The following is a 12,328-nucleotide window of genomic DNA, read 5'->3' on the forward strand; positions in this document are numbered from 1 at the left end:
CGCTGCCTAGCGCCGGCTCAGGCTGCGCTGCCGCGGCCGGGACGCCAGCAACCAGGACTGGACATCCTCAAGCGGCTTGCCGTCGTCGGAAAGGTGGTGCCGGGTCCACCGGCCTTCGTTGTCCAAGTGCCAGCTGGACGTGTCCGGGTCCATGTAGCGCTGCAGGAGGTCAAGGACATAGGTGATGTCGTCCGCACTGCTCAACTGGACCAGTGCCTCCACCCGGCGGTCCAGGTTGCGGTGCATCATGTCCGCCGAACCGATGTACACCACGGGGTCGCCGCCATTGGCAAAGGCGAAGACCCGTGAGTGCTCAAGGAACCTGCCCAGGATGGAGCGCACGGTGATGTTCTCGCTCAGTCCCGGGACGCCCGGGCGCAGCGAGCAGATGCCGCGGACGATCACGTCCACCTTCACGCCGGCCTGCGAAGCACGGTAGAGCGAATCGATGATGGCCTCGTCCACCATCGAGTTCACCTTGATCTGCACCAGGCCGGGAACGCCCGCCCGCGCATTGCGGATCTCCGTCTCGATCCGGTCGATGAGTCCCGACCGGACGGACCGGGGCGCTACGAGCAGACGCTTGAAGGTGGACTTGGGGGCGTAGCCGGAGAGCTGGTTGAACAGCTTGGAAAGGTCCTCGCCCACCTGGTCGTTCGCGGTCAGGAGGCCCAGGTCCTCGTAGTACCGGGCCGTCCGGGGGTGGTAGTTGCCGGTGCCGATGTGGCAGTAGCGGCGCAGCCCATCAACCTCCTGGCGCACCACCAACGAAAGCTTGCAGTGCGTCTTCAGGCCGACGATGCCGTACACCACATGCACACCTGCCTGTTCCAGCTTCCGGGCCCAGGAGATGTTGGCCTGCTCGTCGAAGCGTGCCTTGATTTCCACCAGGGCCAGGACCTGCTTGCCTGCCTCCGCGGCGTCGATCAGGGCATCCACAATGGGGGAGTCCCCGGACGTGCGGTAGAGGGTCTGCTTGATCGCCTGGACCTTGGGATCCGACGCCGCCTGCTCCAGGAACGCCTGCACCGAGGTGGAGAAGGAATCGTACGGGTGGTGCAGCAGGATGTCCCGGCGCCGCATGGCGGCAAAGACGTTGGCGGCCTTGGAGGTTTCGGACTCGTTCAGGTACCGCGACGTGTGCGGCATGTGCTTGGGATAGTGGAGGTCGGCCCGGTCGATTCCGGCAATGACCGACAGGCCACGCATATCCAGCGGCGCGGGGACGGAATACACCTCGGATTCCTCCACCCCCAGCTCGCGGATCAGGAGTGCACGGATGTTCGGGTTGATGTCCGTGGTCACCTCAAGCCGCACCGGAGGGCCGAAGCGGCGGCGCAGCAGTTCCTTCTCCAGCGCCTGCAGCAGGTTCTCAGCGTCGTCCTCCTCCACCTCCACGTCCTCGTTGCGGGTAACGCGGAAGGTGTGGTGCTCCAGGACTTCCATGCCCGGGAACAGCTTGTCCAAGTGGACGGCAATGACTTCTTCGAGGGCAATGAACCGTGCAACCCGCCCGGGAACTGCGCCGGCCCGCGGACCGTCGATGGAAATCAGGCGGGGCAGCTGGTCGGGCACTTTGACGCGGGCGAAGAGCTCCTTGTCACTGACCGGGTTCCGGACCACGACGGCAAGGTTCAATGACAGCCCGGAGATGTACGGGAACGGGTGTGCCGGGTCCACTGCCAGCGGCGTGAGGATGGGGAAGACCTTCTCGGCAAACATCACGCTGAGCTGCTGCTGGGCGGCGTCGTCCAGCTCGCCCCACTGCATGACGTGGATGTGCTCGTACGCCAGTGCCGGGCGGATCTGGTCCGCGAAAACCTGGGCATGCCGCTCCTGCAGCCGGTGGGCTTCCTCGCTGATCCGCTCCAGCACCTCCACAGGGCTCAGCCCGGCGGGCGACGGAACGGCGAGGCCGGTGGCGATGCGCCGCTTAAGGCCGGCCACGCGGACCATGAAGAATTCGTCCAGGTTGGAGGCGAAGATGGACAGGAAGCTGACGCGTTCCAAGAGGTGAAGGGTAGGATCTTCGGCCAGCTCCAGCACCCTGGAATTGAAGGCGAGCCAGCTCAGTTCGCGGTCAAGGAAACGGTCCGGCCGGATGTCGCCCTCAGGCTGCAGGTTGGGCGCGAATTCCGGGATGTCGATGCGGTCCTGGGTGGCCCTCGCCGCAGGGACCTCGGAGGAGCCGAAACGCGCCCGGGCAGGCAACGCAACATCCTGGGACGTGGCTGTTCCGGAGGGTTCCGGGTTCATGGCTTCTCCTTATGGCTGGCGCTGTGGTGCCGGCGCTTCCGCCCCGCGCGGCTCCACTCCAACCTTACAAGCATTCACCGGCCCCACTGCCCTGTTTAACGCACCGCCGGGCTTTGTTCCGGCGCCCTTAACCTAGCCTGCTGCCGGGCCATACATGACGTCCATGTCCCACCGGGTGAACCCTAGCCGCCGGTACAGTGCAACTGCCGCCGTATTGTCCGCATCCACGTACAGCATGACCCCGTTGAGGCCGGAGTCGCGCAGGTGCTTGATGCCGGCGATCGTCAGGGCTTTGCCCAGGCCCAGGCCCTGCGCCTCCGGCGCAACACCCACCACGTACACCTCGCCGATGGCCGGATGCTCTCCGTGGCGCGGGTGGACCTTGGTCCAGTGGTAGCCGAGCAAACGGCCTTCACGGTCCTCGGCCAGGAAGAACCCGGCTGGATCGAACCAGTCCTCCGCCATCCGGGCGTCCAGGTCCGCGCGCGTCAGGTTTCCTTGCTCGGGGTGGTGTGCGAACGCCGCCCGGTTCGCCGCCAGCCAGGCCTCCTCATCCTTGCCGGGCACGAATGCGCGGATGGCCACACCGTCCGGCAGGCCGGCGTCGGGCAGCTCCGCGCCCGCCGTCGTCATCCGCATCTTCCACAATTCGCGCACCGGCGCGTAGCCGTAGCGGGCCGCGAGGTCCGCGGCAGCCTCATGGTTCCCGTGGGACCAGGCTTTCAGCCCGTCGAAGCCCCGCACCTCCCTGAGCGCACCCACCAGCCGGTCCGCCACGCCCTGGTTCCGGTAGGAGGGGTGCACGGCGATTTCCAGGACACCGTTGCCGTCCGTCTCGTCCACCACCACGGCGAACCCGGCCAGGTCCTGGCCGGTGGCGGGGTCGGAGTCCTCATCCGGCGCGTACAGGGCCAGCGTCAGCAGGGTGTGGTCCGGCGAGTCGCCGGCGCGCATGGTCACCAGGGTCTGTTCGGAGATCGAGGGATTGCCGTCCGATTCCTCGGCCGCCGCGAGGAGGTCGCGGCAGTCTTTCAGGAGTTGCTGGTCAACGCCGCCCCGGACAACATGGACGGGCCACTTCTGCGGATGCGCTGGAGTCATGAGCCAAGGCTATACGGCGAAGGCGCACAGGGCTCAGGCTTCGGTGAGTTCGTCTTCCTGCTGCCTGACCAGGGTGAGGCGGTAGCCCACGTTACGGACCGTGCTGATCAGGTTCTCGTGGTCCGCGCCGAGCTTCGCGCGAAGCCGGCGGACGTGGACATCCACAGTGCGGGTGCCGCCGTAGTAGTCGTAGCCCCAGACTTCCGTGAGCAGCTGCTGGCGGGTGAAGACGCGGCCGGGGTGCTGCGCCAGGTACTTCAGGAGCTCGAATTCCTTGAAGGTCAGGTTCAACGGTGCCCCGTTGACGCGTGCCGTGTAGCTTGCTTCGTCGATGATCACACCGGCGGCCCGGATCTCGCTCGGCGTGTCCTCCTGCTCCGGGACGGCCCTTGCTACGGACAGCCGGATGCGGGCTTCCACCTCGGCGGGTCCGGCAGAATCGAGGACGATGTCGTCAACGGCCCATGCCGAGGAAACTGCGGCCATGCCGCCCTCTGTCAGGATCAGGACGAGGGGTGCGCTCAGCCCAGTGGCCTTCAGCAGCTGGGTGAGGGAACGGGCACCCACAAGGTCTTTGCGCGCATCCAGCAGCACGATGTCACACGGGTCGGTCTCCAGCAGGGCAGTGGGTTCCGCGGGCAGGATGTGGACCCGGTGGTTCAGCAGCTCGAGGGCAGGCAGGATGTCCACCGAAGAACCGGTGCTGTTCGTCAGTAACAGGATGTGCGACATTGTTCCTCCAAGGGCCGTCCGCGCATCATTGGGCGACTGAACCGGATTCTCACCGGCCGGTACGGGCTTCCTGCGGGAGGTTGTTGGACCGTCAGCGCGCCGCCGGCCAGCCACCTCAGCAGGGAGCGTAGCTGAACTTTGAGTATACCCGGCACCCCCTTCCCAGCCACAGATTCGAGCCCCGGACAGGTACGTTTTGCGACATAAGCGGTTCATATAGGGCAGGATTGGACCAGGGCGGACCAGCCCTGCCACGAGGGGGCGGACCAGCCTTCCACCCGACGCCAGGATGGGAAATCAGCGCAGTGAGTGCACCGACAAAGCACAGGCCGGGCCCCGGATGACGGCGGAACTGCAGTCACCTGTGCGGTCACTTGGCTCCTGGACCATCGGGGTCGTCGGGATCGCCGGGCTCATTGCCATCATCGCCGGCGTCTATTCCTCCCCGGAAGCCCTCGCCGCCGTCGGCATCCTGATCGCCGCGGCCGTGGGCATCGGGTGGCCGCACTTCCTGCGCATCCCGGCGAAGAAGACCCTGGCCGCCGTGATCGCCCTGCCGGGCGCCGCCGCCGCGGTCTGCGCCTCCTTGGCTCCGCCCCCGGGCTACCTCGACTGGACGCCCGCCTTCGTCGCCCTGGGCATGATGGCCGTCTTCGTGGTCCAACTCATCCGCGGCACCGGCCAGGCCCAACGGCTGGAATCCACCCTGGGGTGCTGCGTGGGTGTCCTCCTGTCCTGCCTCGGCGCCGGCTGGATAGCCGGCGCCCGGTTCAACGGTGTCCGAGAAATGCTCCTGGTGGCCGCGATCAGTGCCGCCGTGGCGCTCCTCGCCGGACTCATCCAGTGGCCGGACAGCATCGTCGCGCCCCTGGGCGTTGTGCTGGCCGGCTTGGCAGGTCCGCTCGCCGGTCTGGTCCTGTCCGATATCGCTGTCCTGCCAGCCGCCGTCTTCGGCGTCATCGTCGGTGCGGTCCTGGCCAGCTTCCGCAGGCTGGCGACACTGCGCGGCGCACCGTTGAATATGCTGGCAGCGTTGAGCATGGGCCTGGCGCCGGTGTCAGCCGTCGGATCCCTGGCGTACTTCATAGACAAACTACTCATCTACTAACGGGTTAGGATTGCACCATGTCCGTACTTGCATTTGAAATCTTCTTCCTCGTCCTGCTCGGTATCGCGAGCGTTTCCATGGCCTGGTTTGCCGGTTTCGTGGTCTACCGCCTCTTCAAGGGCCAGAAGTAGCCACATCCTTTCCCCCTGCCGTATCTCGAGGTAATAGACAGTGCCCATTGAGATTCCCACAGACCTGACCCCCGAACTCGTCCCCCTTTCCTGGCTCATTGGTGAGTGGGAAGGACGTGGCCGGCTGGGCAGCGGTGACGAGGATTCCGAGCACTTCCTGCAGCACGTCTCCTTCACCCACAACGGCCTGCCGTACCTCCAGTACCGCGCCGAAAGCTGGTTGACCGACGACGACGGCACGCGGCTGCGGCCGCTCACCGTCGAGACCGGCTTCTGGGCGCTGGAGCGCAAGCAGCTGGACGCCGACGGCGGCCCGGGGCTGGTGCCGGCCGACATCGTTCCCGTGTTGAAAAGCGCCGACGAGGTGGAAGCGCTGCGCAACAAGGACGGCGGCTTCGACATTTCCGTATCCATCGCCCACCCCGGCGGCATCACGGAGCTGTACTACGGCCAGATCAAGGGACCACAGATCCAGCTGACCACCGACATGGTGATGCGCGGCAGCCATTCCAAGGATTACAGTGCCGCCACCCGGATCTTCGGCCTGGTGGACGGGAACCTTTTGTGGCGGTGGGACGTGGCAACGGGTGGAGAGGCCGGGAAAGGGCTGGAGGCCCACGCCTCTGCATTCCTGAAAAGAGTTTCCTGACCCGGAAAGGCACCGCCATGGAAGACGGAACGGAACACGCAGGCAAGCCCACCAGCTACAGCGACCTCAAGGCCGTCTTCTTCAACGGCACCCTGAAGAAGTCACCCCAGACATCCAACACCGAAGGGCTGATCACCATCAGCCGCCGGATCATGGAGAAGCAGGGCGTCAGCACCAGGCTCATCCGCACCGTCGATCACGACATTGCCTCGGGCGTCTACCCCGACATGACCGAGCACGGGTGGGCCACCGATGAATGGCCGGAGATCTACCCGGCAGTCCGGGAAGCGGACATCGTGGTGGTGGCCGGGCCCATCTGGCTGGGCGACAACTCGTCCCAGACCAAGAAGCTGATCGAGCGCCTCTACGCCCACTCCGGCCAGCTCAACAGCTTGGGCCAGTGGGCGTTCTACCCGAAGGTGGGCGGCTGCCTGATCACCGGAAACGAGGACGGCATCAAGCACTGTGCCATGAACGTCCTCTACAGCCTCCAACACATCGGCTTCAGTATCCCGCCGCAGGCCGACGCCGGGTGGATCGGGCCGGTAGGGCCCGGCCCCAGCTACCTGGACGAGGGCTCGGGCGGCCCGGAGACAGACTTCACCAACCGGAACACGACGTTCATGACCTGGAACCTCCTGCACCTTGCCAGGATCCTCAAGGATGCCGGAGGCTACCCGGCCTACGGCAACCTGCCCGGTGAATGGGCGGCCGGTACGCGGTTCGATTTTGAGAACCCGGAATACCGCTAGCGTTGGCTGAACCTTCACAACCCGGAATACCCCGCTGCTAAAGGACGTTGCCGCCAATATGAGTACGCCCAGCCCTTTGTTGTCGCGTCCCGGCGCCATTGAGGCCGCCGGCCCCGACGCCGGTGTCGCCGCCCACTATGGCGAGCCATTGCGCGAGCAGCGCGCACTCGCTGCCGGAACCGCCGTCGTCGACCTGTCACACCGTGGTGTGGTCACCGTTGCCGGACCGGACCGGTTGAGCTGGCTCAACACCCTCTCGTCCCAGCAGGTGGCAGCCCTGGCGCCGGGTGAGTCCAGCGAACTGTTGCTCCTCAGCGTCCAGGGGCGCATCGACTTTGATGCCAGGGTTGTTGACGACGGCGAGACCACCTGGCTGATCGTGGAGGCCGCCGAGGCTGCACCGCTGGCCGAGTACTTGAACCGGATGAAGTTCATGCTGCGGGTGGAGATCGCCGACGTCTCCGCCGATTGGGCCGTGGTGGGCAGCACCACAGCGGTTCCCGAATGGGCCGGACGCCTTGCCTGGCAGGATCCCTGGCCGCATGTCTCGGCGGGCGGGTACTCCTACGCCACTGTGTCCGAGGAAAGCCACCCCGGCCTTGAGCGTCCCTGGTTCGAATACCTCATCCCCGCCGCGGAACTCGAGGCCGCCGTCGCCGGCCGCCCGCTGGCCGGAGTGCTCGCAGCCGAAGCCCTCCGTGTCGCTGCCTGGCGTCCCAGGATCGGCGCAGAAACCGATGACAAGACCATCCCGCACGAACTCGACCTGCTGCGCACCGCGGTGCACTTGGCCAAGGGCTGCTACAAGGGGCAGGAAACCATCGCCCGCGTGCACAACCTTGGCCACCCGCCGCGCCGGCTCGTCTTCCTGCAGCTGGACGGTTCGCAGCACACGCTGCCCGCGGCCGGCAGCCCGGTCATGGCAGGGGAGCGCAAAGTGGGGACAGTGACAACCGTTGCCCAACACCACGAGATGGGTCCCGTGGCGCTGGCAGTCATAAAGCGCTCCGTGGCGCCGGATGAAATACTGACGGTCCTGGACGGCGATGAACCATATCCGGCCGTCCAGGAGCTCATTGTCGCCCCGGACGCCGGCCAGGTTGTCGGGCGGCAGACCGGATTCCTGAAAGGGCCTCGCTGATGACAGACCACACCGCACCGGGTACTGCCCCGGAGGCCGCGGAGGACAACGATGCCGCGGTGGCGCTGGCGCACTCGATCTTCCAGGCGGCCCGCGACGGCAACGACGCCCTGCTTGGCGCCTACCTTGAAGCCGGGGCACCGGCAACCATGACCAACGCCACAGGAGACTCCCTGCTGATGCTGGCCGCTTACCACGGCCACGCCGATACTGTGGAGCTGCTCCTCAAACACGGCGCCGACGCCAACACTGCCAATGACCGTGGCCAGACCCCGCTTGCCGGGGCCGCCTTCAAGGGCTACCCGGACGTGGCCCGTGTCCTGCTGGGCGCCGGGGCCGATCCGGATGCCGGAGCGCCGTCGGCCCGGGCCGCGGCGCAAATGTTCGCCCGCGCGGAGATCCTGGATCTGCTGGGCTAGCGCCTTCGCCGGGTCCGCCCGGCACCAACACCAAAATTTCAAAGGATGATCGAGTGGAAAACGTAGCGAAGCCCTGGCCGGCCCTGTGGTCCCTGGTGATCGGGTTCTTCATGATCCTGATCGACACCACCATCGTGTCCGTGGCCAACCCCCGGATCATGGAAGGCCTGCACGCGGACATCAACTCGGTCATCTGGGTGACCAGCGCCTACCTGCTGGCCTACGCTGTCCCGCTGCTCATCACCGGCCGCCTCGGCGACAGGTTCGGGCCCAAGAAGCTGTACCTCTCCGGCCTGGTGGTCTTCACGCTGGCCTCGCTGTGGTGCGGCCTGTCCGGCGACGTGCGCGTCCTGATCGCCGCCCGCGTGCTCCAAGGCCTCGGCGCCGCCATGATGACCCCCCAGACCATGGCGGTCATCACCCGGATCTTCCCGCCGGACCGCCGCGGCTCCGCGATGGCAGTCTGGGGCGCAACCGCCGGCATGGCGACCCTCGTCGGGCCCATCCTCGGCGGCGTCCTGGTGGACGGGCTCGGCTGGGAATGGATCTTCTTCATCAACGTCCCGGTTGGCCTGGTCGGATTCATCCTGGCGTGGCGCAACGTGCCGGCACTGAGCACGCACCCGCACAAGTTCGACATCCCCGGGGTCCTGCTCAGCGCCGTCGGCCTGTTCCTGCTGGTTTTCGGCATCCAGGAAGGCGAGACCTACAACTGGGGCACCATCACCGGCCCCATCAGCGTCTGGGGCCTGATCATCGCCGGCATCGTGGTGCTGGCGGCCTTCGTGGCGTGGCAGCGCTTCAACAAGGGTGAGCCGTTGCTGCCCCTGGCGCTCTTCAAGGACCGGAACTTTTCGCTCGCCAACATCGGGATCACCACGGTGGGCTTCACCGTGACTGCCTTCAGCCTGCCCCTGATCTTCTACTACCAGCTGGTCCGCGGCCTGACGCCCACGCAGTCCGCCCTGATGATGGTGCCCATGGCCCTGATTTCCGGTGGACTCGCGCCCGTCGTGGGAAAGCTGGTGGACCGCGTCAACCCGAAATACATCACCGCCACCGGGCTCGTGCTGATGGCTGTGGCGCTGCTCTGGAACTCAGCCCTGATGCAACCGGACACACCTATCCTGATGTTCCTGCTGCCCAGTGCCGTCCTGGGCTTCGCCAACGCAGGCATCTGGGCCCCGTTGAGCACCACGGCCACCAGGAACCTGCCGCCACGGCAGGCAGGGGCGGGTTCGGGCGTGTACAACACCACCCGCCAGATCGGAGCAGTCCTGGGCAGTGCCGCCATCGCGGTGCTGATCCAGTCTCGGCTTGCGGCGGAACTGCCCGCGGGAGGCCCGGGCGGATCCGCCGGCGAAGGCCTGGCGATGGGCGGCTCGCTGCCCGAATTCCTGCACGGCGGATTTTCGACGGCGATGGGCCAGTCCATCCTTCTTCCCGCCGGGGTGATCCTGGTGGGGGCCGCCGTCGCGTTGTTCTTCGCCAAGCCGCAGCCCGTCCAGGGTTGGGGAGCGCCGGCCGAAGGCCAGCCCTCAGCGAAGGTGGACGCTGGTCTGGATTCCGCCGGCTGAGAGGCCAAGCTTCCGGGCCAACGCCAGGCAGCCCGTGTTGCTGACGTCGGCGCGCCACTGCAGCGTCAGTCCCGCTGCGAGTGCTTCGTGGGCCGCGATGGAGCCCGCCAGGGAACCGAGGCCGCGCCGGCGCCACTCGGGGTCAACCAGTACGCCCATGTTGGCCAGCAGGCCTTCCCACTCGCCGTAGGCCCCGCACGCCAAGGGTACGCGCCGGCCATCCTGCTCGTGGACGATCGTGTACCGGTTTTCCAGGTCGGAGAGGCCAACCTCGTTGACGTCATCGGGCGGGCAGCGGCCCTCCAATTCGATTGCCTCGGGGTTGCCGTGGGAGACGGTGAGCTCGTCGGCGGGCTGCTGCAGGGGCAGGTCGTCCGCGAAGAACAGTGCCGCCGCGCCGAGGCCGTGACCACCCTGGTCCCGGGTGAGGGTCAGGAGGGTCACGTGCTGGGCCATTTCCTCATCCGGGATGCCGGCGGCGGCGTCGATCACGCTCTGCGGCCCTACGAGCACTGAACTTCCGAAAAGCCGCACGAACTCAACGGTCCGGGCTGACTCGTCCGCCCGCACAATCCGTTCTGCCGAGGCGAGTCCGGTCCCGAACGCGTCGTCGTCAAGGCCCAGCCGGCGCGCCCACGCCAACTGGATGATGGCAGCAGAGCCGGGATCGAGTGTCATGTTCCCAGCCTAGGGCGGCCCTGCGGCTTATCCGAACAGGACAGCCGCTTCGTCGTACCGGTTCTGCGGAACGGTCTTCAGCTGGCCCAGGGCCTCCTGGAACGCGACGTGGTGGATGTCGGTTCCCTTCAGCGCCACCATGGTGCCCCAGTACCCCTCCACCACGGAATCGATGGCGGCCATGCCCAGCCGGGTGGCCAGGACGCGGTCGAAGGCCGACGGTACGCCGCCGCGCTGGATGTGGCCCAGGATGGTTGCCCGGGTTTCGATGCCGGTCCGGGCCTCCAGCTCGGGTGCCAGCTGATCGGCAATGCCACCCAGCCGGGGCCGGCCGAACGTGTCCAGGCCGCGCTCGGAGTGCGGGCTCTCCCTGTGCTCGGGGACAAAGCCCTCAGCCACCACCACCAGGGGCGCGCGGCCGCGGGCATGGGCTTCATTGACCCACTCGGTGATCTGTTCGATGCTGACTTTCTGCTCCGGGATCAGGATGGCGTGCGCACCCGCGGCCATGCCTGCATGCAGGGCGATCCAGCCTACGTGCCGGCCCATGACTTCGGCGATCATGCAGCGGTGGTGGGACTCGCCGGTAGTGCGGAGCCGATCGATCGCTTCGGTGGCGATCTGGACGGCGGTATCGAAGCCGAAGGTGTAGTCGGTGGCGTCGAGGTCGTTGTCCACGGTCTTGGGGACACCGACAATCTTCAGTCCGGCGTCGGTCAGGCGCTTGGCGGCGGCAAGCGTTCCCTCACCGCCGATCGCGATGATGGCGTCGATGCCCAGCCGGTCCATGTGCGCCTTGATGGCCTCGGGGCCGCCGCCGTTTTCGAACGGGTTGGTGCGGGAAGTGCCCAGGATGGTGCCACCCTGTTTGGCAATGCCGCGGACCATGGTGCGGGGGATGTCGATGATGTCGCCCTCCACCACGCCGCGCCAGCCATCGAGGAATCCGACGAATTCGTGGCCGTGGATGGCGATGCCCTTCAGCACGGCGCCGCGGATCACGGCGTTCAAGCCGGGGCAGTCGCCACCACTGGTAAGGATTCCAATTTTCATGTTCAGCTCAAATCCTGGGAGAAGGTTTACAGGCAGAGCGCCACGCTGAGCTCACCTAGAAGTGTAGTGGGGTGTGTGGGGTACGACACAAACCGGTTACATGCGGTGCCCGTTCCGGAGGGTGGCAGCGGACAGGAAAAAGCCCCCGCCTCCGTGATCCGATCACGACGGCGGGGGCCTGGTCCCAGCGGGGGAGGTGCCTTCCGTGGCTACATCCGTGGCCCGTTGATCGAGCGGCGCTCCAGGAAGGTCTGCAGCGGGATCTCGTCGCGCTGGTCCGGCAGCACCACCCACGCCAGCAGGTAAAAGACGACGGCGGGTCCCGGAAGGAGGCAGAACAGCAGGAACGCGATGCGGACATAAGCCACGTCCACGTTCAGCTTGGCCGCGATGCCGCCCAGCACCCCGCCGAGCCAGCGCTGCGGGCCGCGCTTCAGGCCAAGGCCCCTGACAATGCCGAAGAACTTATCCATGGTTCAAGACTTCCTTTTCATTGGGTCGTTGTCACGTTTGCGGGCAGAGAGCAGGCCGCCGGCCACCAGGGCCACTCCCGCGCCGATCATGAGGCCGATCAGGACGTAGGTCCCGTTGAGGGTGACGATGCCCAGTTGCGCCACGATGATCAGCGCGGCCAGAGCCAGGACGATCAGGCCCCACACCACGGTTCCCACCCTGGCAGGTGCCGCCCCGGCAGGCTCCTGGCCCGCCGTCGTCGGAATGTTGCTGTCCAT

The 12,328-nt window shown here is 66.6% G+C and carries 13 protein-coding genes; 6 read left to right on the top strand and 7 right to left on the bottom strand.

Features of this window, described 5'->3' with window-relative positions; translation table 11 throughout:
• Positions 1–6 precede the first annotated feature (6 nt).
• The 3 genes from QRM95_RS16520 to QRM95_RS16530 all read right to left on the bottom strand — a co-directional run bounded on the left by QRM95_RS16520 (position 7) and on the right by QRM95_RS16530 (position 4,089).
• Positions 7–2,256, bottom strand: a complete 2,250-nt coding sequence (locus QRM95_RS16520; RefSeq protein ID WP_285248615.1) for an RNA degradosome polyphosphate kinase — start codon at positions 2,254–2,256, stop codon at positions 7–9.
• Between the two features lie 132 nt (positions 2,257–2,388).
• Positions 2,389–3,357 carry a mycothiol synthase gene (mshD, locus tag QRM95_RS16525; RefSeq protein WP_285248616.1) on the bottom strand — a complete coding sequence of 323 codons (969 nt, stop codon included), beginning with the start codon at positions 3,355–3,357 and terminating at the stop codon, positions 2,389–2,391.
• A gap of 33 nt (positions 3,358–3,390) precedes the next feature.
• Positions 3,391–4,089: a winged helix-turn-helix transcriptional regulator gene (locus tag QRM95_RS16530; protein ID WP_043456042.1), complete on the bottom strand. Its 699-nt coding sequence runs from the start codon at positions 4,087–4,089 to the stop codon at positions 3,391–3,393.
• A 340-nt stretch (positions 4,090–4,429) separates the two neighbouring features.
• On the opposite strand from QRM95_RS16530, the gene QRM95_RS16535 reads away from it, so the two are divergent.
• The 6 genes from QRM95_RS16535 (at position 4,430) to QRM95_RS16560 (ending at position 9,866) form a co-directional block, all read left to right on the top strand.
• The gene (locus QRM95_RS16535; protein ID WP_285248617.1) at positions 4,430–5,197 is read left to right on the top strand and encodes a permease; all 768 of its coding nucleotides are present in this window, start codon (positions 4,430–4,432) and stop codon (positions 5,195–5,197) included.
• Positions 5,198–5,368: 171 nt separating this feature from the next.
• Complete coding sequence (locus tag QRM95_RS16540; protein WP_018760487.1) at positions 5,369–5,977, top strand: nitrobindin family protein; 609 nt, start codon at positions 5,369–5,371, stop codon at positions 5,975–5,977.
• Between the two features lie 17 nt (positions 5,978–5,994).
• The gene (locus QRM95_RS16545) at positions 5,995–6,729 is read left to right on the top strand and encodes a flavodoxin family protein (protein WP_285248618.1); all 735 of its coding nucleotides are present in this window, start codon (positions 5,995–5,997) and stop codon (positions 6,727–6,729) included.
• A 58-nt stretch (positions 6,730–6,787) separates the two neighbouring features.
• Positions 6,788–7,870, top strand: a complete 1,083-nt coding sequence (ygfZ, locus tag QRM95_RS16550; protein WP_285248619.1) for a CAF17-like 4Fe-4S cluster assembly/insertion protein YgfZ — start codon at positions 6,788–6,790, stop codon at positions 7,868–7,870.
• Entirely contained in the window at positions 7,870–8,289 is a 420-nt protein-coding gene (locus QRM95_RS16555) for an ankyrin repeat domain-containing protein (RefSeq protein WP_285248620.1), read from the top strand. The genes ygfZ and QRM95_RS16555 overlap by 1 nt, the downstream gene beginning before the upstream one ends.
• Positions 8,290–8,342: 53 nt before the next feature.
• Complete coding sequence (locus QRM95_RS16560; protein ID WP_285248621.1) at positions 8,343–9,866, top strand: DHA2 family efflux MFS transporter permease subunit; 1,524 nt, start codon at positions 8,343–8,345, stop codon at positions 9,864–9,866.
• Here QRM95_RS16560 and QRM95_RS16565 read toward each other — a convergent pair.
• The 4 genes from QRM95_RS16565 to QRM95_RS16580 all read right to left on the bottom strand — a co-directional run bounded on the left by QRM95_RS16565 (position 9,828) and on the right by QRM95_RS16580 (position 12,328).
• On the bottom strand, positions 9,828–10,544 hold the full coding sequence (locus tag QRM95_RS16565) for a GNAT family N-acetyltransferase (protein WP_285248622.1): 717 nt from the start codon (positions 10,542–10,544) through the stop codon (positions 9,828–9,830). The genes QRM95_RS16560 and QRM95_RS16565 overlap by 39 nt on opposite strands.
• 27 nt (positions 10,545–10,571) lie before the next feature.
• Positions 10,572–11,597, bottom strand: coding sequence for an ATP-dependent 6-phosphofructokinase (locus tag QRM95_RS16570; RefSeq protein ID WP_285248623.1), 1,026 nt, complete (start codon positions 11,595–11,597; stop codon positions 10,572–10,574).
• Positions 11,598–11,806: 209 nt separating this feature from the next.
• Entirely contained in the window at positions 11,807–12,070 is a 264-nt protein-coding gene (locus QRM95_RS16575) for a PspC domain-containing protein (RefSeq protein WP_285248624.1), read from the bottom strand.
• 3 nt (positions 12,071–12,073) lie between these two features.
• Complete coding sequence (locus tag QRM95_RS16580) at positions 12,074–12,328, bottom strand: hypothetical protein (RefSeq protein ID WP_285248625.1); 255 nt, start codon at positions 12,326–12,328, stop codon at positions 12,074–12,076.

The organism is Pseudarthrobacter sp. efr-133-R2A-89 (assembly GCF_030209315.1).
Classification (GTDB): Bacteria; Actinomycetota; Actinomycetes; order Actinomycetales; family Micrococcaceae; genus Arthrobacter.

What these genes read in the sequence shown, in the direction of transcription:
- QRM95_RS16535 (WP_285248617.1), top strand. Translation starts at nt 4,430, where the DNA reads ATGACGGCGGAACTGCAGTCACCTGTGCGGTCACTTGGCTCCTGGACC.
- QRM95_RS16575 (WP_285248624.1), bottom strand. Translation starts at nt 12,070, where the DNA reads ATGGATAAGTTCTTCGGCATTGTCAGGGGCCTTGGCCTGAAGCGCGGC.
- QRM95_RS16555 (WP_285248620.1), top strand. Translation starts at nt 7,870, where the DNA reads ATGACAGACCACACCGCACCGGGTACTGCCCCGGAGGCCGCGGAGGAC.
- QRM95_RS16520 (WP_285248615.1), bottom strand. Translation starts at nt 2,256, where the DNA reads ATGAACCCGGAACCCTCCGGAACAGCCACGTCCCAGGATGTTGCGTTG.
- QRM95_RS16545 (WP_285248618.1), top strand. Translation starts at nt 5,995, where the DNA reads ATGGAAGACGGAACGGAACACGCAGGCAAGCCCACCAGCTACAGCGAC.
- mshD (WP_285248616.1), bottom strand. Translation starts at nt 3,357, where the DNA reads ATGACTCCAGCGCATCCGCAGAAGTGGCCCGTCCATGTTGTCCGGGGC.
- QRM95_RS16565 (WP_285248622.1), bottom strand. Translation starts at nt 10,544, where the DNA reads ATGACACTCGATCCCGGCTCTGCTGCCATCATCCAGTTGGCGTGGGCG.
- QRM95_RS16530 (WP_043456042.1), bottom strand. Translation starts at nt 4,089, where the DNA reads ATGTCGCACATCCTGTTACTGACGAACAGCACCGGTTCTTCGGTGGAC.
- QRM95_RS16580 (WP_285248625.1), bottom strand. Translation starts at nt 12,328, where the DNA reads ATGGACAGCAACATTCCGACGACGGCGGGCCAGGAGCCTGCCGGGGCG.
- QRM95_RS16570 (WP_285248623.1), bottom strand. Translation starts at nt 11,597, where the DNA reads ATGAAAATTGGAATCCTTACCAGTGGTGGCGACTGCCCCGGCTTGAAC.
- ygfZ (WP_285248619.1), top strand. Translation starts at nt 6,788, where the DNA reads ATGAGTACGCCCAGCCCTTTGTTGTCGCGTCCCGGCGCCATTGAGGCC.